Below are 23627 nucleotides of genomic sequence, written 5' to 3'. Positions count from 1 at the left end.
GCCCTCCTAGATGATCATCCCGGCAATCGTTTCATTATCTGTGATGTCTTGATAAGCCCAGCCAGCCTCGTCGAACCGTTTGAACAATACGTCAAAATTCTTCCTGTTTTTGGTTTCGATGCCGATAAGCACAGAACCAAAGTTGCGCGCTGACTTCTTCAAATACTCAAAGCGAGCAACATCGTCTTCAGGACCGAGCAAATCCAGAAATGAGCGCAAAGCTCCCGGTCTTTGCGGGAACCGGAAAATGAAGTATTTTTTCAAGCCTTCATAGCGCTGTGATCGTTCTTTAAGCTCTGGCAGTCTTTCAAAATCGAAATTGCTGCCAGATATGACAAGCACGACCCGCTTACCTTTCAGATCGGCTTTTTTGAAATCCTTAAGTGCGTCAATGGCCAAGGCACCAGCTGGCTCAACTACGATGCCCTCAACGTTCAGCATCTCCAATATGGTTGAGCTGAGCCTGTTTTCCGGAATCAAAGTGACAGAGTTTGGACTGAAGCCTTTGAGAAGTTTGAAATTTTCACGCCCGATCTCGCCAACAGCAGCGCCATCAACAAAATTATCCACGGCTTCAAGTTTCACCCGCTTCCCGGCTTCCAAACTACGCTTTAGGCTCGGAGCACCTGCCGGTTCCACAAAACAAAATTGTGTTTCCCAGCCAAGATCAGAAAGATAACGCGTCACGCCCCCGGAAAGACCTCCGCCGCCGACGGGAAGAATCATCAAGTCGGGCTTGCGCTCATCGGGCAGTTGGGCTGCAATTTCATACGCAACAGTCGCCTGTCCCGTTATAATATCCATATGATCGAATGGGGGCACCATAACGGCACCCATTTCCGATTCGAATGTCCGCGCTGCTGCATAGCATTGATCGAAAATATCGCCGACAAGCCGGATTTCGATGAATTCGCCGCCGAAACTGCGCGTCTTGTCAATTTTCTGCTGCGGTGTCGTGACGGGCATGAAGACAACGCCCTTTTTGCCAAAATGCCGGCAAATAAAAGCAAACCCTTGAGCATGGTTACCCGCAGAAGCGCAAACGAACACCGCATCTGCGGATTTGTTCGTGTTTAGATAGTGCGAGATGAAATTGAACGCGCCTCTGATCTTATAGGAACGGACTGGCGATAAATCCTCGCGTTTCAACCAAATCTGCGCGCCATATTTCTGCGAAAGGTAGTGATTGAGTTGAAGCGGCGTTTCCGGAAAAAGCACACGCATCTTGGTGGTCGCTAAAGCGACAGCCTTGGCAAAAGCAGTCATAGAAACAAATCAACCTTTTCAAATGTTCGGACATCGATAATCCCGACATCGGAGATGCGCAATTCCGGAATGACGACGAGTGCCAGCAAGGAGTGCTGCATATAGGCGTTGTTGAGGCTGCACCCCATTGCCCGCATGGCATTCACCAGCTTGTCAGCTTTGGCCGCAACCACCTCAGCGCGCTGATCAGACATCAAACCCGCGATGGGCATTTCGACCAATGCCAACTCACGTCCCTTTGAAAACAGGACCACGCCACCGCCCACCTCACCGAGACGATTGGCGGCTTTTGCCATGTCTTCCTTATTCGTACCAACGACGATCATGTGATGACTGTCATGGGCGACCGTCGAAGCCATGGCGCAATCGAGCGTATAACCGAAGCCTGACACAAATCCGTTTACGACAGCGCCGGTTCCGCGATGACGTTCCACGAGAGCTATCTGGCAAACATCATTGCGGCGATCCATTTGCACGATGCCGTCAGAAACGGGCAAATCCGCTTCAAGCGCTTTTGTCGGAGCCTGATTTTCGATCACACCGATCACCCGCGCCGTCACATGTTTTCCGGGCTTGGGTGCGGCAATATCAAAATCTTTGGCTTTCAGCTTTTTACCCAGCTTAATCGTATTTTTGGCGAATGAGGGATAGTCATAGGCTGGAATGTCGGCAATCAACTTGCCTTTTTCTGCCAGAAGCGTCCCGCGCGCATAAACGCGATCAATAACGAGGCTCGGAAGATCTGATACGATCAGAAAATCCGCCAGCCGCCCCGGTGTGATTGATCCGATCTCGCGCTCAAGCCGGAAATGCTGTGCAGTATTAAGCGTCGCCATCTGAATTGCGATAACTGGCTTAAGTCCCTGTGCGATCGCATGTCTTACAACGCGATCCATATGCCCGTCATTGACCAACGTTCCCGAATGACTGTCATCGGTACAAAGGATGAAATTGCGGGAGTCGAGCCCCTGCTCGGTTACCGCCTTGATCTGGCTTGCAACATCGTACCAGGCAGAGCCGAGGCGCAGCATCGCGCGCATACCTTGGCGCACGCGTGCCATCGCATCTTCCATTCGCGTGCCTTCATGATCGTCTTCGGGACCACCAGCCACATAACCATGGAAAGCGCGCCCCAACTCCGGTGAAGCAAAATGACCGCCAACGGTTTTGCCAGCTTTGACTGTGGCATCAATGCCGCCGCGCATCGTGGCATCATTATTGGCAACACCTGGAAAGTTCATAACCTCGCCCAGCCCAACAATATTGGGCCAAGTCATCGCCTCGGCCACATCCGATGGACTTATGGCTGCGCCTGCATTCTCCAAACCCGGAGCTGACGGCACACAACTAGGCATTTGCACATGCACGTTAATCGGCATGCCAAGTGCTTCATCATGCATCAGGCGTACGCCTTCCAATCCCAAAACATTGGCGATTTCATGCGGGTCTATAAACATTGATGTCGTGCCATGCGGAATAACGGCACGGGTGAACTCAGTAACGGTGACCATGCCGCTTTCGACGTGCATATGTGCATCACAAAGACCCGGCACCAAATAACGCCCGGCTGCGTCAACGACTTTGGTTTTTGGCCCGATGCAGTGTTCCGCGCCATGACCGACAAATGCAAAACGCCCGGCAATAATGGCAATATCAATACCCGCTATTATTTCACCGGAATATACGCTTACCAGACGGCCATTTCGCACGACGAGGTCCGCAGCGTGGCGTCCCATGGCTACATCCACCAGCAATGGGGCTGATTGCGTCCAGCTCTCTGGCTTGTTGGCCCTATCCTGCTTTGACATCCAATTACCTCGTATCGTCTTTTACATCTCACTCATGCATATACGAAAACGGCTTTGAGCACTCTACTTCAAGAGATTTTCTCAAAAAATTATGCGAAGCCCATGAAATGCTTGACATACTGGCCGCGCTTGCCTCCGATAGAGCGCTAATGGAAATCATACAGATTCTGCCAAACCTCGGAGGAGCCCGGCAATATCTGTTTCGTAAAAAAGGCTAGCTCTATTTACAAGCCGTATTCTGGGAGGAGTGTTTAATGCGCAAGATACTAATTTCTCTGGCAGCCACCGCAACATTTGCCTTGGCATCCAGCACTGCTTTTTCTCAAGGTTACCCCGAGCGCAACATTACAATGGTTGTGCCATTTGCTGCGGGCGGCCCAACCGACACTGTTACCCGGCTGGTAGCAGAAACAATGTCAAAAGATCTCGGGCAACAAATTCTGGTGGAGAATGTCGGTGGCGCCGGCGGCACTTTGGGTGCTTCTCAGGTAGCCAAGGCCGACCCCGATGGTTACACGTTGCTTTTGCATCACATTGGCATGGCAACCAGCGCAACGCTGTATCGTAAGCTTCCTTATGATACGTTGAATGCGTTTGAATATGTTGGCCTTGTGACCGACGTGCCAATGACCATCGTTGCGAAGAAAGATTTCGAAGCAACCGATCTGAAAGGTCTCGTAGAATATGTGAAGGCCAATGCGGACAAGATCAGTCTTGCCAATGCCGGTATCGGCGCTGCCTCGCACCTTTGTGGCATGTTGTTCATGAATGAAATCAAAGTTCCGCTTGTGACTGTTCCGTACAAGGGTACAGGACCTGCGATGACCGATTTGCTCGGCGGTCAGGTTGATTTGATGTGTGATCAGACAACCAATACGACCAAGCAGATCAAAGGCGGCACCATCAAGGCCTATGCAGTGACGTCAGCGAAGCGTCTCGATGCCCTTCCAGATGTCCCAACTGTTGAGGAAGCTGGCCTTCCAGGAATGCAAGTAGGCATTTGGCACGGTATCTACGCTCCCAAAGGCACGCCGAGCGAAGTGACTGAGAAACTATCAGCGTCGCTGCAAAAGGCCCTGAAGGATCCGAACATTGTTGCCCGATTTGCCGAACTTGGCACAGTGCCCGTGACAGATGCGGAAGCTACCCCGGCAGGCTTGAAGTCAAAGCTCGAAAGCGAAGTGACACGCTGGAAGCCTATCATTGAAGCTGCCGGTCAATACGCAGATTAATTCAGCATTTACCGGGGCATTACGATGCCCCGGTCCTTTTGTTTAAGCAAAGCCGGAAAACGGCGACTGGGGGGATAAATGAAATCCTTGAGTTTCAGTACTCGCGACATTGTATGCGGTCTATTTTTCATTCTTGCGGGTTTGTTCTTTGCGATACAGGCTTATGGACTTGATCTCGGAACAGCATTTCGAATGGGCCCTGGCTATTTCCCTTTCGTGCTGGCTGGAATCCTAATCGTCCTGGGCGTAATCGTTATCATTCAGGGAACGCAGATCGAACATGAGCCGATGGGCCCAATCGCATGGCGCGGGATGCTGCTCATCCTGCCAGCTCCTATTTTTTTCGGCCTTACTATTCGCGGCCTGGGATTTGTTCCGTCGCTGTTTTTAACTGCTTTGATTGCAGCATTTGCAAGCAACAAAATGCGCCCTGGGATGGCGCTGCTTCTTGTCTGCGGTCTGACGATCTTCTCCGTCGTCGTCTTCAGTTACGCATTGGGACTGCCATTTCGCCGCTTTGGCCCTTGGCTCGGACAGTGAGGACACATCGTGGAACTCTTTAACAATCTTGTACTCGGGTTTACCACCGCGGGCGCCCCATGGAACCTCTTCTTTTGTTTCATCGGCGTTATCCTCGGCACACTTATCGGTGTATTGCCCGGCATCGGCGCAACAGCAACGATTGCGATGCTCTTGCCAATTACTTTTCAGCTGGAGCCGGTATCTTCGCTGATCATGTTGGCGGGCATCTATTACGGCGCCCAATATGGTGGTTCGACAACGGCTATTTTGATTAACATGCCGGGTGAATCGTCTTCCGCCGTCACAGCAATTGATGGCTATCAAATGGCCAGGAAAGGTCGAGCAGGTGCCGCATTGGCTATTGCCGCTATTGGCTCTTTCTTTGCTGGAACAGTTTCCACCATATTGGTTGCAGTCTTCGCCCCCCCGCTGACCGCAGTTGCGTTGAAGTTCGGTTCTGCCGAATATTTCTCCCTTATGATCGTCGGTCTTGTTTCATCCATTGCCCTCGCCCATGGTTCAGTGGTCAAGGCACTGGGAATGGTCGTTCTAGGACTACTATTGGGGCTTGTCGGCACCGATATTTATACGGGAACGCCTCGGTTCAATCTTGGGATCTTGGAGCTTTCAGACGGGTTGAACTTTGTGGCCGTTGCGGTTGGCGTCTTTGGTATTGCAGAAATTCTCCGCAATCTCGAAAATGAACATGACCGGGATGTCATGATTAAAAAGGTCACTAATCTTTGGCCAACCAAACAGGATTGGAAGGAGATGACGGCGCCGATTTTGCGAGGCACTGCTATCGGCTCTGCACTCGGCATATTGCCTGGGGGCGGCGCAATTCTCGCATCTTTTGCCTCTTATACTGTCGAAAAGCGCATGTCGAAAACGCCTCAAGAGTTCGGCAAAGGCGCTGTGGCTGGCGTTGCGGGTCCAGAATCTGCAAATAATGCCGGCGCTCAAACATCATTCATACCAATGCTGACACTTGGCATTCCGGCCAACCCGGTCATGGCGCTGATGATCGGCGCTATGATCATTCAGGGCATTGTCCCCGGACCAAATGTGGCGACTGAACAGCCAGCTCTTTTTTGGGGCATCATCGCATCAATGTGGATCGGTAATCTTATGCTGATCCTGCTAAACCTGCCGCTGATTGGTCTTTGGGTTAAGCTTCTGACTATTCCCTATTATATGCTTTTCCCGGCAATCATCGCGTTCTGCTCCATCGGTGTTTACAGCGTTAATTCCAACGTCTTTGATCTCTACGCGGTCGCATTCTTCGGGCTGATTGGGTATGTTCTGGCCAAGCTCCGCTGTGAACCTGCACCCTTGCTGCTCGGCTTTGTATTGGGTCCGCTTCTGGAAGAACATCTGCGGCGTGCCATGATCATGTCACGCGGCGATGCCACGACATTTGTCACGCGGCCAATCAGTTTGACGCTATTGCTGCTTGCGGCAGCTGTACTTGTGGTAGTGCTCCTGCCCAGCATCCGCAAAAAACGCGATGAGGTGTTTGTCGAGGATTGATCAAGGCAGTTATGGATATCGGTCCGAATTCATTTCGGACCGGTATCAATGCGATAACTTGCTAAAACACCGTTGACGGAATCGATTGAACCGTTGAAAAGCATAGTCACGCGGACGTGGTGGAATTGGTATACACAACAGACTTAAAATCTGTCGGCCATTGGTCATGCGGGTTCAAGTCCCGCCGTCCGCACCAACATGAACCCGGCTTTCCGCCGGGTTTTTTGTTGTTTTGCAATGTATTTACGACCAGGCCAACACAATGAACAGTTTGTCTGGCGGGGCTTGCAGCGGTACGTTTCGGGAACTACGTTCCTGTTCCCATCAGGAGTGTTTCAATGACTAATGACAATAAAATCGTGACAGCCGCCATGCTCGCGATTGGTGATGAATTGCTCTCCGGGCGCACCAAGGACAAAAACATCGGCCATCTTGCCGATATTCTGACCGCCATTGGGATTGATCTCGAGGAAGTTCGCATAGTTCCGGACGAACAAGGCCGAATTGTTGAGGCATTGAACAGCCTGCGCCAGCGTTATGATTATGTTTTTACCTCTGGTGGTATCGGCCCGACGCATGACGACATCACCGCTGATGCTGTCTCCGTAGCATTTGGTGTGCCATGCGAACATGACGCCAAGGCGATGAAAATCATGGGGGACAATTACGCTTCAAGGGGTATCGAGTTTACAGAAAGTCGTCAGCGCATGGCGAGGATGCCAAGAGGTGCAATCCATATAGACAATCCGGTTTCAACCGCTCCCGGGTTCAACCTGGAAAATGTGTACGTTATGGCCGGCGTACCTTCCATATTTCAAGCTATGCTGGACAACGTTATTCCAACATTGAAAGTAGGCACGCAGCTACTTTCGCAATCAGTGAATTGTCCATTTGGTGAGGGCTCCATCGCGGTTGCATTGGGCAACATACAAGCTGAAAACCCAGACACAATCATAGGGTCATACCCTAAATATGAGAATGGTCGTTTTTCAACGGAGCTTGTTGTCCGTGCCCGGGACGCGGCGAAGCTGGCCTCTGCTGTATCTGCCGTTAAAGCCATGATCGCAAATCTGGAAGCAACGCAACTTCCACGCTAACGCACGGCTCGTTCTGGCTGTATACTGTAGTCAGCCATGTTTCGATGGCACAAAGACAATGGAGGCCAAAATGGCATTTCGCACCATCATCGCTTTTATTCGCAGTGAACGGGAAGCAAAACGGGTTATCGGCGCTGCCAGATTGATCGCCTCGTCGAGCGAGCGGACCCATATTATTGGCCTTTATACAATCCCCTCACCCATCGTTTATGCTGATCCCACAGGCTTTGCTGACACGACATTGTTTGAGGCACATGAGCAGCGGCATAAAGAAAATGCAGCGGCAATAACCGCAGCGTTCAACGCAGAAATGGCGAAAACAACGATTTCGCATGAATTTCGTATCGTGCGCTCGGAGAGCAGCAGTCCATCAGCGGGCGTTACTCAAAGCGCCCTGCGCGCAGATATAATAATTGCGGGTCAGCCTGACCCTAGTGACCCTGATAGCGTCAATGACGTCACTGACCCCTTAGTCATGGAAAGCGGGCGTCCTGTGCTTTTCGTGCCGTACAAGACACAACTGCCCGAAAAGATTGACCGTGTGGTCGTTGCATTCAACGGCAAGCGCGAAGCTTCTCGCGCCGCGTTTGATTCCCTGCCATTGCTGATCAAAGCGGAAAGCGTTGACATTCTTTGGGTTGATCCAAGAAAGTCTACCGACCCGAATGTAGATATACCCGGCACGCCACTTTCTGATGCGCTTCGTCGTCATGGTGTGAACGTAAATCCGTCAACCATTGATTCCAATGGCGAACCGACCGACAAGATCCTTAGGCGCAGAATTGCAGATAATGGGGCAAATCTATTTGTTATGGGCGCTTACAGCCAGTCGCGCCTGAAGGAATGGGTGTTTGGTGGGGTAACCACGTCGATGATGAATGATATGCCGTGCTTGACGCTGATGTCGCGCTAAACTGTCATAAGTGCCAGGTTAATTGCACTAAACGTGGGTAACCAATGCAAGCTGCTTGCCATGAGCCAGCATTTCCCGCTATTGCGAGTTGCATTCCTTGCGGTTTCCCGCTTCCTCGCTTGATCTATGGAGTGCATCCAATGTCCCTGCCCGACAAAGCCTTTCCGGTATCCTGGGATCAATTCCATCGCGATGCCCGTGCATTGGCATGGCGTGTTGCTGGTATGCAGCGTGAATGGCGAGCTATGGTCGCAATTACCAGAGGCGGCCTCGTTCCAGCTGCAATTATTTGCCGCGAACTCGGCATACGCATGATCGAGACTGTCTGCATTGCCTCCTATCATGATTACGATGAGCAAGGAGAACTCAAAGTTCTCAAAGATGTGGATGCTCGCCTTCTGGAAAATGGCGGTGAGGGAATCCTTGTGATCGACGACCTGACCGATACTGGGAAAACGGCCGCTATTGTTCGCGCCATGATGCCAAAGGCACATTTTGCTACTGTTTATGCAAAACCCAAAGGTCGACCACTCATTGATACCTTTGTGACCGAAGTCTCTCAGGATACATGGATTTATTTTCCTTGGGACATGGGCCTGACATATCAGGAACCTATAACCAAAGGCCATAAAGGGTGATGGATCGGTAGATCACCGATCATCCTACCGATAAAAATAAGCAAAACGAAGGAACAAGAGGTTCCGCTCATAGTTGTGATCTTTTTGCACTGCTGTTCAAAAAAATGTCACAAGTCGCGTTTAAGCAAAGAAGTGTAGCCGATGATCAGTTGCGATTTGCACGAATCGGTTCAATCTTGCTGATAACAAGAAAGAATGAGTGGAACCTTGAATATAGTCTACAAAGACGAATTGGTGACTGCGAAACGGACCGAGATGCCTGATGGCCGGGTTCGGCAGGTTGCTGCGCTTGTTTATAGATTAAAGAAAGACGTTCCCGAAGTTCTTCTGATCACCAGCCGTGGCACTGGCCGGTGGGTCTTGCCGAAGGGCTGGCCACAGGTCGGTAAAACTTTTGCATGCTCTGCGGAAGCGGAAGCATATGAAGAAGCAGGAGTCAGGGGCGACATCAGCCCATTCTCAGTGGGCACATATCGTTACGAAAAGGACGATATGTGTGAAGGTGAGATCGGTGATTTCATTGTAGATGTTTTTCCGCTGGAATTTATCCGCCAGGAAAAGAAATGGCCCGAACGTGGTGAACGACGGCTCGAATGGGTCAGCCTTGAAGAATCTGCGTCACGCGTTGAAGAGCCCGAACTTAAAGCTCTTCTGATGAGCTTCGATCCCTACCGGATTCCTCGCTGACCACAGACCGCCCACTCTAAACTCCACAGTTTTTGTCGACGTGGAGTTGTACCGTTTTATCAATGCGGCTAATCAGTTCTCCCCGTTATCCACATATGTGACACACAAGATGTTGCGGTCATAAATTTGTCAGAAACTATTTCTTGACGCAAACCATCGAGTCACTTTTTATAGGAGACCGTTGCGTTAGTAGCGTGACCGGAGTGTCGGTAACCGGTTTTTTTCCAGTTTGAGCAAAGTCTTAGACGCTGTTTTCTTACGAAAACACGTTCGGTGAATTTGTGCACTGCAGGCAGATGAGAGAGCATTCAAAATTTGAATTATTCTCTTGTTAATACTATATTTAGCGTTTGCAGGCAGAATTTCTACCAGATAGTGTGATGCGGAAATAAGGTAAGAATCGAACCACAGACGTTCAAGAGAACCATCCGGTTCGAAAATGTAGCGGTAGCGCACATTGAAGACGGATCGGAATGCAGAACTGGTTTCAAGCATTTGACCAGGGACAATGGGATTGCGCTCAGGGCAGGCTCAACGCTTCACATGGCGCCGGTTGAACACTATATATAGAGAGACAAGGACCAAACAGATGCGGATCGAACGGCGTTTTACAAAAGAGAACCAGTCTGCTTACGCGGATCTAGAGTTTCGCGTGGCGACAAGCGAAATCAAGAACCCGAACGGATCGGTTGTGTTCCGCCTCGAGAACATCGATGTTCCGGCCCAGTTCAGTCAAGTGGCGGCCGATATTCTGGCTCAAAAATATTTCCGCAAAGCCGGGGTGCCTGCCAAGCTCAAGAAGGTTGAAGAGAACTCCGTACCATCCTGGTTGTGGCGTTCTGTGGCTGATGAAGAGGCATTGGCCGCTCTGCCAGCCGATGAGCGTTATGGTTCTGAGATGGATGCGCGCCAGGTTTTCGATCGCCTGGCGGGTACTTGGACCTATTGGGGCTGGAAGGGTAAGTATTTCGATAGCGAAGCGGACGCCCTCGCCTTCCGAGATGAACTTGCCTATATGCTGGCAACACAACGTGTTGCGCCGAATTCGCCGCAATGGTTCAATACCGGCCTGCACTGGGCTTACGGTATTGATGGCCCGGGTCAGGGACATTATTACGTTGATCCCGAGACCGGCAAACTGACGAAATCAAAATCATCCTATGAACATCCGCAGCCTCATGCCTGCTTCATTCAGTCTGTTGCTGATGACCTTGTCAACGAAGGCGGCATCATGGATCTTTGGGTTCGTGAAGCCCGTCTCTTTAAATATGGTTCAGGCACAGGTTCAAACTTCTCTTACCTTCGCGGCGAAGGCGAGAAGCTTTCCGGTGGCGGTCGTTCCTCCGGCCTTATGTCGTTTCTGAAAATTGGCGACCGTGCTGCTGGTGCGATTAAATCAGGCGGCACAACGCGTCGCGCTGCCAAAATGGTCGTCGTAGACGTCGATCATCCCGATATTGAGGATTATATTGATTGGAAAGTGAAGGAAGAGCAAAAAGTTGCTGCTCTCGTCACAGGGTCCAAAATCGTCAAGCAGCATCTTACTGCAATCATGAAAGCTTGCGTCAACTGCGAAGCTGACAATGGGGATTGCTATGAACCTTTGAAAAACCCCGCTTTAAAGCGTGAAATCAAGGCCGCGAAGAAGAACCAGGTTCCAGAAAATTACATTCAGCGCGTTATCCAGTTTGCCAAGCAGGGTTACACGGATATCGACTTCAAAACCTATGATACAGATTGGGATTCTGAAGCCTATCTGACTGTGGCTGGCCAGAACTCAAACAACTCCGTTTCTCTGAAGGACGAATTCCTGCGCGCCGTAGAAAATGATGGCGACTGGAATTTGACTGCTCGCAAGGACGGCAAGGTCATGAAGACCCTGAAGGCCCGTGACCTATGGGAAAAGATTGGCTATGCGGCTTGGGCCTCGGCTGATCCGGGTCTCCATTTCAACACAACAATGAATGACTGGCACACCTGCCCCGCCGCCGGTCCGATCCGCGCCTCCAATCCATGCTCGGAATATATGTTCCTTGACGATACGGCTTGTAACCTCGCTTCGATCAACCTGCTGACCTATCGCGGCAAGGATGGCAAGTTCGATATTACAGGCTACGAACACACTGCTCGCCTATGGACAATCGTACTTGAAATTTCAGTAATGATGGCGCAGTTCCCTTCAAAGGAAATTGCCAAATTATCCTATGAGTATCGTACTCTCGGTCTTGGCTACGCCAATATTGGCGGACTTCTAATGACCTCCGGCATTCCTTATGACAGCGACGAAGGCCGCGCCATTGGCGGCGCCCTCACCGCCATCATGACGGGTGTCTCTTATGCTACCTCCGCTGAAATGGCGAAAGAACTCGGCGCTTTTGCCGGTTATGCGCCGAATGCAGCGAACATGTTGCGTGTCATACGCAATCATCGTCGTGCAGCCCATGGCGAAAAGCAGGGTTATGAAGGCCTTGCAGTAAACCCTGTCGCATTGATCGCCGATCACTGCCCGGATCAAGACCTCATTACGCATGCAAAGTCAGCTTGGGATAAAGCACTCGAGCTCGGTGAGAAGCACGGTTTCCGTAATGCGCAAGCCACGGTCATCGCCCCAACTGGCACAATCGGCTTGGTCATGGATTGCGATACAACTGGTATTGAGCCAGATTTTGCACTCGTGAAGTTCAAGAAACTTGCTGGCGGCGGTTATTTCAAGATCATCAATCGCGCCGTTCCGGAAGCATTGCGCACTCTCGGTTATTCGGAGAGTCAGATTGCTGAGATCGAAGCATATGCTGTCGGGCACGGCAATCTCAATCAAGCTCCGGCGATCAATCCCGGCTCGCTGAAGGCCAAAGGCTTCACGGACGAGATCATCGCAACGCTCAATACCGCATTGAAATCTGCCTTTGATATCAAATTCGCAGTGAACAAATGGACCATTGGTGAAGATTTTGCCAAGAATGTTCTCGGCTTCACCGATGAGCAGCTCAACGACATGTCCTTCGAGATTTTGCCAGCTCTTGGCTTCTCGAAGAAAGAAATTGAAGCCGCCAATGTGCACATTTGCGGTGCCATGACCTTGGAAGGCGCTCCATTCCTCAAGGAAGAGCATTATCCGGTGTTTGATTGCGCCAACCCATGCGGCAAGATCGGGAAACGCTATCTCTCGGTAGATAGCCACATTCGAATGATGGCCGCTGCGCAGCCTTTTATTTCCGGTGCGATCTCCAAGACCATCAATATGGCCAATGAAGCCACTGTCGAGGATTGCAAATCCGCTTACATGCTTTCGTGGAAACTGGCTCTCAAGGCAAACGCGCTTTACCGCGATGGTTCCAAGCTTTCTCAGCCACTCAACGCCTCCCTTCTCGCCGATGAGGACGAAGATGCGGATGATGCGATCGAAGCCTATGTTGAAGCCCCGGCTGCCGCTCGCGCAGTACAGATCACTGAAAAGATCGTAGAGCGTATTGTCGAGAAATATGTTCATGATCGTGAGAAATTGCCGAACCGCCGCAAGGGATATACTCAAAAGGCAGTTGTTGGTGGCCATAAGGTCTATCTGCGCACCGGCGAATTCGATGATGGGCGTTTGGGCGAAATCTTCATCGACATGCACAAGGAAGGCGCTGCCTTCCGGGCAATGATGAACAACTTTGCCATCGCGATCTCGCTTGGCCTGCAGTATGGCGTGCCGCTTGAAGAATATGTTGAGGCATTTACCTTCACGAAGTTTGAACCGGCTGGCATGGTTCAGGGCAATGATGCGATCAAGAATGCAACATCGATCCTTGATTATCTCTTCCGTGAATTGGCTGTCTCCTATCTTGATCGCCATGACCTTGCGCACGTCGATCAGTCCGACTTTTCGAACACGTCACTTGGGCGCGGCATTTCAGAAGGTAAAGCCGAACCAGTCTCCAAAGGCTTGACACGCGGCGCGTCCCTTACAGTTGTTTCGCCCGGCAAGGCTGATCCAAAGGGTTTTAGCAACGCAGGAGGGACAGGCGTGGTTAGCGCGCCAAAGGCAGCTGCGTCATCAAATGTCATGACCCTTGCCAGCCGCTCCGCAACGGCGCTAGCAACAAAACCTGTCATTGCTGCCACAACGCAGGAATCCACTGGCTTCAAACGGGATTACGAAGAGCAGTCTAAACCGGAGCAAAGCCCGTCAACTGCATTGTTTGAGGACACCGATGCGGAAGCAGCGGCCGAAGAAGCTAAGGCAGCAGCGAAGAAAGTTATTTCCGATCGCCGCATCAAATCGATGATGCAAGGTTATACCGGTGATAGCTGCTCCGAATGCTCCAATTTTACGATGGTGCGCAACGGAACATGCCTCAAGTGTGACACGTGCGGAAGCACAAGCGGCTGCAGCTAACTGTCGAAATATTTCCGAAGAAAATGGGTTTCCCAACTTGGGGAACCCAAAAATAGCGTTCTATAGCGGGAAGTTTCGGCGTCGTTACTCAACGGGAACTTTCTTTACAATGAAGTTTGCCCAGACCGTTCTCGATATTTCTTCTTTATCGGGGTTCTCAGTTTCGTAGTCATATTCTTCGAGAACAGTGAGAAAGCCATTTAAGGGCGACAAGAGATCGTCTGGAGTGATGAAGCCAGTTTCGCACTCTTCGCAGTGCGCGTAAATGTCACCGCTACTGAGATTACGCTGTAATATCAGCCAGCCTTGGCGGCAACCCGGACATTGCCCAACATGAAACAGTTCACCCATTGCACTTCTGTGCCATAAACCTTCATCTGCCTCAAGTTACTGCTCCGGGCTGGGTTCGACCCGCAACTCCTTGTTGGAATGGCACCAATGTGCAGCTCTGGCGTTTCTCCACTCCGACAAACTGAAAGAATCTGTGACCGCTATTGGGCGGCATTCGATGTTAACGTCGATGTACGCGGAGCTTTAATTGATGTCCCATCACTCTCAAGGTTTCCCCATAAGAACGTGGCTTGCGGTCAGCGCATTGCTGTTTATCTCTACACCATCGATTGCTTGGTCATTGCCAATATTCAGGTGGGATTCAAATGATAAGGGTTTTTGGATTGTCGCAACCAATCCAGAAAACCGATCATACAACTGTTCCACGACATATAAACTTTCATACAGTGGCCAGGAAAATACCCATACAACGAGTTTTTTTGTTTCGCCGAAATTCAGTGGGGTTTCGTTTGTGCAAACAGTAAATTTACCTCCAAATATCCCGTGGACCGTCGTTCAAATAGGTCAGCCTGATTGCTATTGAAGTTTTCACCGGCATTAAACTCTTGCTCCTGAGCATCGGTTTTGGTCACGATAGACAGAGACTTTACCAGACGGCGCGCTTTCGCGCTTGAACAGCCGAGGGCGACCGAGAAAGAACCGGCTTGTTTTAGGAGGTGATCTCATGAGCCCTATACCAACCGGCCACGTCAGTGGCAATAATTTGATCCTCCTGCGCAGGTTTCTCGCAGATGAAACTGACGTTTGGTCGAGTTTAACCAAGCCCAAACAAACTGCTCTCTGGTTCGGTCGCTGGGAAGACAATGCGACGCCAGGGAAGATCATTCGCGTGCAAATGGCTCATGAGAAAGGTCAACCATGGGCCAACATCATTATCGAAGAATGCAGTGCGCCTAACCGCCTGGTAGTCACAGGAAATTGCAAGGGCTCGCCTTCGATGTGAGCGGGAAATCCAGCCCAACTTCGATGATCGCTGTGTCGTGGGCAATCGAGACAACTGCGACGGTGAAAGATTCCGCTGCCGGTGTAGACTAAACGCAAGATTGGGCCGTCTCCATCTGGAATATGAGGGCTATAAGAGACGCGTTCTCAATCGTTAAATGTAATTGTTTCGGGCAGGAATTGACCGAGTTTTTGTCTCATTACTTTTCGAATGAGACGTACTGCAGGCCCGGAAAAACCATCAAGACTTTGAATACAGCCAAATACTCTGTGATGACTGCGGACTTGCTGGGCAAAGCGGTAAATAAAAAGAAGAGCGTGTGGTGTCACGTAGGCGATATCAACGGGCTTGTGAATATAGGCATTGCGAGCGGCGATTTCCAAATGGTTGATGAGCGCGACCGGAGAATATTGCTCTATATTCCGCGTACGAAACTTGATTTGTTTGTAAAGTATCTCTGGTTGGCTTTGATAATACGCTTGCTGGGTTGATTTGCGCATGGGATGCGGAAGGTGATCGACCAGCAAAAACTTTTTCGTGAAACCGGCAATGCGAGCGCCGAGTTCATGAGCGAGCCTGTATGTTGGCCGCTTATTCGGTTGAACAGCCTTCTGAACTCTCAAAGCATTGCGGAAAAAGGTTTTGAGACGCCAGCGCTGTGGTGGAGCCCACTTTCCAAAAATCACAGGCATCCCATTCCGAAAGAAAAAATCCGGCGTCAGACTTCTGTTCATGAAGAAATCGTCATTCAGATAGATGTAGTGCTCACTGAGTTCGGGGATGCGCCAAAACATTGCTTCTATCGTTCTGGCGTTGAACGTTGGCAACACTTCTTCAAAGCCTGCAAACAGTACCGTGTGATCAATAATCTGGATGAAGTCCTGTTCGCACAGGCCAGCCTTCGCAAATTCATCGATAAATTGTGGTTTCTGATTATCCGAGACTATCCAAATCCGCCGGATAAAGGGGGCAAATTTGAGAATTGACGCGATGCAATAATAGATTTCGCCATTGTTGGCATATCGCGTCGCCTTTCCGAGCATACGGCCGTCCAGATGTTCTTGCATCTTGGCGAAATGCTTTGGGTCAGATCCATCGACCCAAGCTATCACAGCATCGATTTGTGGATTAATTACAGAGTCCAATCGCTCAAAACTCTCCCCCATGAACTTAACTGGATAACGATTATTTAATCTCATACAATAATAATCAAGCGCAAGGATTAGCGTTCCAATGATTGATAATTATGTTTGGGATATCTACCTCGAGACGCTTCGTCAGAACTTCTTTTCCCCTTGGAATCAACGAAACGGAAAACAAGCTGATCGTCTGCTATTGTGAGGCTGTGATGTGCTTTAAAGAGTTCAGCACATCATCCTCTTAACTACTCCAAGCGGCGCTTGAATAGCCACGCCGCCGCTGACAAAGTCACGCCAGCTATCAATGCGAGTGGGATTGTCTGGTGCAGTACTTCCAGAGACCCGATATCCTTCAGAAAAAGCCCTTTGATTATCACCAGAAAATATCGAAGTGGATTTATGATGGTAATCGGCTGCAGCCACTGGGGCATATTTTCGATCGGCGTTGCAAAGCCTGAAAGAAGAATAGCCGGGACGATAAAAAGGAATGCTCCGAGAATAGCTTGTTGCTGTGATTTCGACAAAGCTGAGATGAACAATCCGATCCCGACGATCGCTGCAAGATAAATAATGCCACTGCCGTAGAGATAAATCAGCGATCCCCGAAACGGAATCTGGAACAAAAATATCGCGGCCAGCAAATAGACTGTCATGTGAAAAACGCCGATTAACATTGGAGGTATCAACTTGCCGATGACCATCTCATGCGTCCGCAATGGGGAAACAATCAGTTGATCGAATGTGCCGAGCTCCCGTTCTCTGGCTATTGATAGGGCAGTAACAATTAGACCAATCAGCATTGCAATACTTGCAATCAAGTTTGGCACCATGAACCATTGGAAATCCAAATTGGGATTAAACCAATTGCGCGGCATTACGTTTATCATCGCGCTCTGCGTTTTCATCCCCAATGGGGTTTCAAGGGAAAGTCTTCCGGCAATCTGGCTTAGATAGCCCGCTACTATCTGTGAAGCGTTGGATTTACGCCCGTCTAAAATGATCTGAATTGTTGCCGGAAAACCCGCTTCAATGTCGCGGGAGAAGCTTGGACCGATCTCCAATGCAGCTATAACTGTCTGATTGCTGATTGCATCGTGAATACGCGATTGATCCTGCGTATGCGATACAGTGCGGAAGGTTGGCGAGCCTTCAATCCGCGTTATCAATTCTTCGCTCCAATGACCACTGTCACGGTTTAGAATCAGGACGTCTACATTCCGGACTTCAAGGGTAGCCGCATAGGAGAACACCAAGAGCTGGACGATAGGCGGCACAATCAAGATCATCCGACTCTTTGGATCGCGGAGCACCGCGAGAAGTTCCTTGATGATCAATGCTTTCAGCCGCGTCCACCACATATTAATCGATCCGTTTTCGTGTACTACGGGCGGCCAGAACAAAGAAGACGCTGCCGATAAACAGCATGATAGCCATTGCCTTCAAAAACATCGGCCATATATCCCCGGCCAGAAAAAGTGTCTGCAAGCTTGGTATCAGGTAACGGGCGGGTACGACGAAAGTGATCCATTGTATGACCACCGGCATAGAATTAATTTCAAACAGGAAACCCGAAAGGAGAAATGCCGGAAGAAAGGCCGAGATCAAAGCAAGCTGCGATGCCAGGAATTGGTTTTTTGTTGCAGCTGATATAAGCAATCCCTGACCAAGAGCTGGCACAAGAAATGCCGCTGAGAGCAGATACAATGCAACGATTGATCCTCGGAAGGGCACGCCAAACAGGAATACCGCGATTATAACGCAAAGGGTCATCGACAATATTCCAAGCACGAAATAGGGCAGGATTTTTCCCATCAGCAGTTCCGCAGATGTCACCGGCGTTGCCATAATTGCTTCCATGGTTCCGCGTTCCCATTCCCGGGCGATGACCAATGACGTCAGCAGGGTTCCGACGAGCGTCATGACGATGGCGATTGATCCTGGAACAAGGAAAAAGCGGCTCGTCAGTTCCGGATTAAACCAGAAGCGCTGCTCTACGCTGATCGCTGAGGCGCTGCCATCTTTTTGAACTCCCATATCTGCCGACCGGATAGCCACCCACCCTGCAATGACGCCTTGCGCATAATTCTGAACGAAACCGGCGGTATTGGTATCAGATCCATCAACAATCACTTGAATCTGCGGGTTCATTCCTGCCGCGAAGTCGGAGGTAAAGCCGGCAGGAATAATGACGATTCCTCGAATTTCGCCGCTTACCAGTTTTGCATCAAACTCCCTTCGATCCCGACCTGTTTCAACATCGAAATAGCGCGATCCCCGGAAGCTGGCAGCAAGATCGCCTGCCAGTGGCGTCTGCTCTTCAATAACAAGGCCCATACGGGTTTGGCCCGTGTCGAGCGAAACGCCATATCCAAACAGAAATAATAGAACGACGGGTAAAACAAAGGCGATGAGAATACTACTTGGATCCCTCAAAAGCTGGAAGGTCTCTTTGCGGACAAGCGCAAAGAATCGCCGGACGCGTGCTGGTTCCGTCGTTTTACTTAGCGATACGGAGGTCATGCCGCTGCCTCCCGCTCGGAGGCCTCCACCAAGGCGATAAACGCATCCTCCATGGTGGGATCCGGCTGCGCCTTAGTCGCGACCCCCGCCTTGAGTTCATCGGGCGAACCCAGAGCAATCGAACGACCACGATAGATAAGAGAAATACGATCACAATACTCGGCTTCATCCATGAAATGTGTGGTGACAAGCACCGTCACGCCTTTCTCGACAAGGCCGTTAATGTGTGTCCAAAACTCACGTCGTGTTATGGGGTCTACGCCGGATGTCGGCTCATCTAGAAAAAGCGCTTCTGGTTCGTGCATAACGGCACAGGCGAGTGCAAGGCGTTGTTTTAGGCCAAGAGGCAAATCCTTTGCCGGCAGGTTATCGCGAGCGGCAAATGAAAATATCTCATTCATCAAGCTTACGCGCTCGCGTTTACGTGACCCGCTCAAACCATAGACGCCGGCGAAGAAATCCAGATTCTGTCCGACGCTCAAGTCACCATAAAGCGAAAATTTCTGCGCCATATACCCTAGACGATTGCGCGCCTCGGCACCATCCCGCCGCAAATCAAACCCGGCTACCCTGCCCTCACCCTGCGTAGGTTTTAGAAGCCCGCACAGCATCTTGAACGTGGTGGATTTTCCCGCACCATTTGGCCCAAGAAGCCCGAAAATCTGACCTCGTGGAATGTCAAATGTAATGTCCTTCGCTGCGGTGAAATCACCAAAATTCTTCGTCAATCCATGGGCCTCTATGACGGGCTTTCCATTCTGATCATCGAGCCGTGTGGCCGCTTCAGCAAGCTTGGAACGCCCCCCGGGGCCACCTCCAAGCATATCAACAAAAGCGTCTTCGAAACGCGGCTCTGTGGCACGTATCTTGGCTGTGTTTCCCGCGATTTTCGTCAACTCACTTCGTTTCGCTTCCGCGCTGGTAACAATGCGCACTGCGTCGCCTTGAATGACACCATCAACCACGCCTTGCTGTTCCAGGATTTTCGAGAGTGCCTGACGGCGACTGCCGGATATGCCAGTGAACTTGAAAACCCGATCTTTAACCCGATTTGTCAAATCCGCAGGCGGTCCGGAAAATAGCAGTTCGCCCTTATTGAGAAGCAACACCTTATCGCAGGCTTCAGCCTCATCAAGATAAGCAGTTGACCAGAGGACCCCTATGCCGTCCTTGGTCAGGTCTTTTACCATCTTCCACAGGTCGCGGCGGGAAATCGGATCGACGCCAACACCTGGTTCATCCAAGAGCAAGAGTCTGGGTTTTTTCAAGAGAGCGCAGGCAAGCCCAAGCTTCTGTTTCATTCCGCCCGAAAGCTGACCAGCGAGCCGCCCGGTAAATCGCTTTAGATCAGTGAACGTCAAAAGCTCATCAAATGCTGCCGGACGCTCGCCCAGCGGGAGACTACGCAAATCAGCATAGAGATTGAGATTTTCCTGAACCGTGAGGTCTTCATAAAGTCCGAAACGTTGAGGCATATAACCGATTAGAGCCTGAATGCTTGGTGCATGCAGTTTGGTGTCGAATCCCAGAACATTGATCGAGCCTCCGTCCGGCTGCATAAGTCCGGTAATCAGACGTATCAGCGTAGTTTTACCAGCACCGTCTGGACCAACCAGTCCTGTAATCCTGCCTCCGCTTATGATGCCGGACACATCTTTCAATGCTTGCGCAGCTTGACCAAAGCTCTTGCTGACATCTGCGAGACGAACAAATTCGGATCGGGCATCATCATCGGTGGATGGTATCCGGTCGGTCATAGCTCACGGCCTGGTTCCATCGGCACTCGAAGGGTGACAGGCATTCCCTGTCGCAAATCTTGGGTTGCCTCATCAACAATGATGCGTAACCGATAAACGAGATCTGTGCGCAGGTCCGGCGTCTCCACTGATTTGGGCGTGAATTCAGCCACTGGCGATATAAAGCCGATCTTCCCTTTAGCGGGTTTACCGGGTTTCGTATCCGAGTACACATCGACGACCATGCCAGGATGTATGCGGCCTAGATCAACCTCAGAAATATAACTGCGAACCCAGATGGGTTTCAGTAGCGACAATACGACCACAGGATCACCTGGCGCGACGATGGAACCTGCCTCACGAACGCGGGAAAGAATTATCCCATCATTAGGCGCATGCATTTGAGCATCATCCAGCGAAGTCACGGCGCTGGAAAGTTTCGCTTCTGCAGCTGCAAGGTTGGCTTTCGCTGCTTCAATGTCCTCTTTACGTGTTCCTTCTTTAAGAAGCGCCAAAGCTGCCCGCGCCGAAGCAGTCCGTGCATTCGCTATCGATTTTGCTGCAATTGCCTCATCCAAACCGGACTGGGAAATGGTTCCATTCGGGCGGAGGCGGAGGGCACGCTCATAGGAGAGAGTTACATTTTCAAGATCGGCAAGCTGCTCATTCAGCGCGGCTTCTGCTTGCACTATCTCAGTCTGGCGTGGCCCTGCTATTGCCTTTTCAAGTGTCGCACGCAGCGCAGACACTTCAGCCTTTGCGGCATCAACAGACTGTTGATAGGGCGCTGTATCCAGGCTCGCAATAACTGCGCCAGCTGCAACGGTATCACCCTCGTCAAACATCAGTCTTTCCATGCGGCCATTGACCCTGAAACCAAGTGGCACCTGACGGATATCTACATTGCCGTAAAGCGTGAGTTGCGTCGCTTCCGATTCAACCCAGCCCATTTTGCGTGGAAGCTCAAACCACCACGCCAAGCCTGCGGCAACCACAACAACCAAGATCAATATAATGATCAGCCGCTTCATGATCGCACCTTGACGGGCTGTATGGCAGCAACAAGTTCCTCCGCTAAATTCTGTATAGTTTTAACTTCGCTTGCACCAATACCGCTCCACTCGAGCTGCAGCATCGCAGAGGCGTGGGCTGTGCGGTACACAAGAACACTGCCGAAAAGAGAAATCATTCGTAAGCGGACATGTTCGGATAAAGGATCTTCGTCAAGCAAGACGCTAATGAGTTGGATGCCTGCCTCAAGCATAGGCTTCATGACTGCGATATATACTCTGTTGAATGCCTCTGTCGGCTCCATCTGTTCTCGTATCAAAAACCGTGCCCACGGCTCGGATTCCTTGCTTACAAACAGAGTTGCCATCTTTTGGAGTATCTCTGTCAGGAAAGCTTTTGCTTCTTCGCGTGACAGACTTTGCCCGGCTGCCGCCAATTCTTGCAGTCGTCCTCTCACCTTGGTTCGCAAGCCTGAAACGTGGGAATTGATCTCTCCGCCAAGATATTCCGCCGTGGCTATATAGAGCCCTTCTTTGCTTCCGAAATAATAAAGGATGGCCTGTAGATTCACACCTGCTGCATCACGCAACATCCGCGTACTCGTGCCCTCGAAGCCATATCGGCCAAACAGGTCGAGCGCGACGACGATGAGCTTTTCGCGGGCAATTTCTCCGCGAGCGGACTGACGTTTCCTCTGCTTGGTTATATTTTCCATATCCGTAATTTACATCGTAGCAAATAATAAGTCAAACGAATGAATTTTTCATGTTGCATTACAATTGCGATAACTGACTAGGTTAAGCCGGAACTTTTACGCTGGCTGCGATCTATCGCGCGGATGGTGCGGCCAAAAATACAAATGCTATTGTTGAACCCGATCGAGCGGTGTTATTTCGAGCACCCGCTCTTCTTCAATGGAGATGTTATGACAATCTCAGGCATGCTGCAGCTTGCGGCGTCGACACTGGTTTTTCTACTTGCGGCTGTCGGAGCCAAACACTGGGCAATATCGCCCACATTCCCGAAGCTGGCTATAACGCTGATTTTATATACTATCGGCAATCTGATTATGCTTCGGCTGGTGCGTGAGTTTGGAATGGCCTCGGCCTTCACCCTTTCTGCATTGCTGCAACTGGTGGCCATCAACGCAATTGCAATAGTTTATTTCGGCGAGAAACTGCCAACAACTCAACTTGCCGGAATAATGCTGGCAATCATTGCCGTGGGACTAATTACGTTCGCCCCGTCGGAATAGCCAATCAAGAACTGCCTCTGGGCGTAACCACAATTGCGAATGCATAGGCATGGCATCTGGAACAATGGGCGGGTTAACGGGTTTTTCGTCTTGGAAGGGAGACCATGGCCTAGCGTCCGAGGCGCGAAGACAATGGCTACACCACGCAGGTTTCAAATCGTGGGCATCAAACGAATGGACGTCAGAGTGGCGGTGCAAAGGAGCAGAAGGGAAAACATTCTGCCGGTGCAATTTCAGACGACGCAATGCCACACCTTCTATTGTATCAGTCGGAAGCAATGCATGGCGAAAAAGCCGGGCGCGGCGTGTGTCGATGCTGGTCGATACTTTACACCCAAACAATCAATGCCCGGATTAAGCAAAGGGATGAATCCTATTCCGGATCACCGTGAAAATTCGTACAAAGGCTCGGGAAAATTGACCGGAAAGCGATCCGTTGTCGAGTTATGTTTCTGGAGCAACGATTGCCGTCACTGGCGGTAAGCCCATAATTTGATGGTGGCAGCTCATGACCAAGCACTGGCACGGGGAAGCCATTCTATTGCCATTATGCGGTTTTCCCGACCGGGATAACTGTCATGGAGAACATTTTCTTCTT

Annotated in this window: 19 protein-coding genes and 1 tRNA gene; 11 read left to right on the top strand and 9 right to left on the bottom strand. The window is 50.6% G+C overall.

The features are described 5' to 3' along the window. Positions 1 to 6: 6 nt before the first annotated feature. On the bottom strand, positions 7 to 1266 hold the full coding sequence (ilvA, locus tag V9K92_RS18955) for a threonine ammonia-lyase IlvA (RefSeq protein WP_307285519.1): 1260 nt from the start codon (positions 1264 to 1266) through the stop codon (positions 7 to 9). Beyond that, entirely contained in the window at positions 1263 to 3074 is a 1812-nt protein-coding gene (ade, locus tag V9K92_RS18950) for an adenine deaminase (protein ID WP_337354665.1), read from the bottom strand. The genes ilvA and ade overlap by 4 nt, the downstream gene beginning before the upstream one ends. Positions 3075 to 3328: 254 nt before the next feature. Here ade and V9K92_RS18945 point away from each other — a divergent pair, with 254 nt between their 5' ends. From V9K92_RS18945 to V9K92_RS18905, 9 genes are all read left to right on the top strand, one after another. Then, entirely contained in the window at positions 3329 to 4306 is a 978-nt protein-coding gene (locus V9K92_RS18945) for a tripartite tricarboxylate transporter substrate binding protein BugD (protein WP_115052820.1), read from the top strand. Positions 4307 to 4384: 78 nt separating this feature from the next. After that, complete coding sequence (locus V9K92_RS18940; RefSeq protein ID WP_115052819.1) at positions 4385 to 4846, top strand: tripartite tricarboxylate transporter TctB family protein; 462 nt, start codon at positions 4385 to 4387, stop codon at positions 4844 to 4846. Positions 4847 to 4855: 9 nt separating this feature from the next. Next, positions 4856 to 6358 (top strand): tripartite tricarboxylate transporter permease, encoded by a 1503-nt coding sequence (locus tag V9K92_RS18935; RefSeq protein WP_337354664.1) that lies wholly within the window; start codon positions 4856 to 4858, stop codon positions 6356 to 6358. 110 nt (positions 6359 to 6468) lie between these two features. Continuing rightward, positions 6469 to 6554: transfer RNA gene (locus V9K92_RS18930), tRNA-Leu, on the top strand. 142 nt (positions 6555 to 6696) lie between these two features. Further along, positions 6697 to 7455: a molybdopterin-binding protein gene (locus V9K92_RS18925; RefSeq protein WP_115052817.1), complete on the top strand. Its 759-nt coding sequence runs from the start codon at positions 6697 to 6699 to the stop codon at positions 7453 to 7455. Positions 7456 to 7525: 70 nt separating this feature from the next. After that, positions 7526 to 8368: a universal stress protein gene (locus V9K92_RS18920; RefSeq protein WP_162802476.1), complete on the top strand. Its 843-nt coding sequence runs from the start codon at positions 7526 to 7528 to the stop codon at positions 8366 to 8368. A gap of 140 nt (positions 8369 to 8508) precedes the next feature. Next, complete coding sequence (gpt, locus tag V9K92_RS18915) at positions 8509 to 9006, top strand: xanthine phosphoribosyltransferase (RefSeq protein WP_115052815.1); 498 nt, start codon at positions 8509 to 8511, stop codon at positions 9004 to 9006. 255 nt (positions 9007 to 9261) lie between these two features. Further along, positions 9262 to 9693: an NUDIX hydrolase gene (locus V9K92_RS18910; RefSeq protein WP_336440212.1), complete on the top strand. Its 432-nt coding sequence runs from the start codon at positions 9262 to 9264 to the stop codon at positions 9691 to 9693. A gap of 589 nt (positions 9694 to 10282) precedes the next feature. Next, complete coding sequence (locus V9K92_RS18905; RefSeq protein ID WP_337354663.1) at positions 10283 to 14074, top strand: vitamin B12-dependent ribonucleotide reductase; 3792 nt, start codon at positions 10283 to 10285, stop codon at positions 14072 to 14074. 84 nt (positions 14075 to 14158) lie between these two features. Here the strand turns inward: V9K92_RS18905 and V9K92_RS18900 are convergent, their stop codons facing one another. Further along, the gene (locus V9K92_RS18900) at positions 14159 to 14425 is read right to left on the bottom strand and encodes a hypothetical protein (RefSeq protein ID WP_337354662.1); all 267 of its coding nucleotides are present in this window, start codon (positions 14423 to 14425) and stop codon (positions 14159 to 14161) included. Between the two features lie 664 nt (positions 14426 to 15089). Here V9K92_RS18900 and V9K92_RS18895 point away from each other — a divergent pair. Beyond that, positions 15090 to 15368, top strand: coding sequence for an SRPBCC domain-containing protein (locus V9K92_RS18895; protein WP_337354661.1), 279 nt, complete (start codon positions 15090 to 15092; stop codon positions 15366 to 15368). Positions 15369 to 15514: 146 nt separating this feature from the next. On the opposite strand, the gene V9K92_RS18890 is transcribed toward V9K92_RS18895, so the two are convergent. The 6 genes from V9K92_RS18890 to V9K92_RS18865 all read right to left on the bottom strand — a co-directional run bounded on the left by V9K92_RS18890 (position 15515) and on the right by V9K92_RS18865 (position 22480). Next, positions 15515 to 16567, bottom strand: coding sequence for a Stealth CR1 domain-containing protein (locus V9K92_RS18890; protein ID WP_115052811.1), 1053 nt, complete (start codon positions 16565 to 16567; stop codon positions 15515 to 15517). A gap of 185 nt (positions 16568 to 16752) precedes the next feature. After that, on the bottom strand, positions 16753 to 17865 hold the full coding sequence (locus V9K92_RS18885) for an ABC transporter permease (protein WP_337354660.1): 1113 nt from the start codon (positions 17863 to 17865) through the stop codon (positions 16753 to 16755). Between the two features lies 1 nt (position 17866). Continuing rightward, entirely contained in the window at positions 17867 to 19027 is a 1161-nt protein-coding gene (locus V9K92_RS18880; protein ID WP_337354659.1) for an ABC transporter permease, read from the bottom strand. Continuing rightward, on the bottom strand, positions 19024 to 20784 hold the full coding sequence (locus V9K92_RS18875; protein WP_307285549.1) for an ATP-binding cassette domain-containing protein: 1761 nt from the start codon (positions 20782 to 20784) through the stop codon (positions 19024 to 19026). The genes V9K92_RS18880 and V9K92_RS18875 overlap by 4 nt, the downstream gene beginning before the upstream one ends. Continuing rightward, on the bottom strand, positions 20781 to 21794 hold the full coding sequence (hlyD, locus tag V9K92_RS18870) for a secretion protein HlyD (protein WP_337354658.1): 1014 nt from the start codon (positions 21792 to 21794) through the stop codon (positions 20781 to 20783). Before hlyD ends, V9K92_RS18875 begins: the two co-directional genes overlap by 4 nt. Then, complete coding sequence (locus V9K92_RS18865) at positions 21791 to 22480, bottom strand: CerR family C-terminal domain-containing protein (protein WP_443094483.1); 690 nt, start codon at positions 22478 to 22480, stop codon at positions 21791 to 21793. The genes hlyD and V9K92_RS18865 overlap by 4 nt, the downstream gene beginning before the upstream one ends. A 219-nt stretch (positions 22481 to 22699) precedes the next feature. On the opposite strand from V9K92_RS18865, the gene V9K92_RS18860 reads away from it, so the two are divergent. Next, positions 22700 to 23029 carry a hypothetical protein gene (locus V9K92_RS18860; RefSeq protein ID WP_115053278.1) on the top strand — a complete coding sequence of 110 codons (330 nt, stop codon included), beginning with the start codon at positions 22700 to 22702 and terminating at the stop codon, positions 23027 to 23029. Positions 23030 to 23627 lie beyond the last annotated feature (598 nt).

Origin of the sequence: Phyllobacterium sp. CCNWLW109, from assembly GCF_037203905.1 — a bacterium.
Lineage (GTDB): Bacteria > Pseudomonadota > Alphaproteobacteria > Rhizobiales > Rhizobiaceae > Phyllobacterium > Phyllobacterium ifriqiyense.
This window is presented reverse-complemented; position numbering and strand designations above follow the sequence as displayed.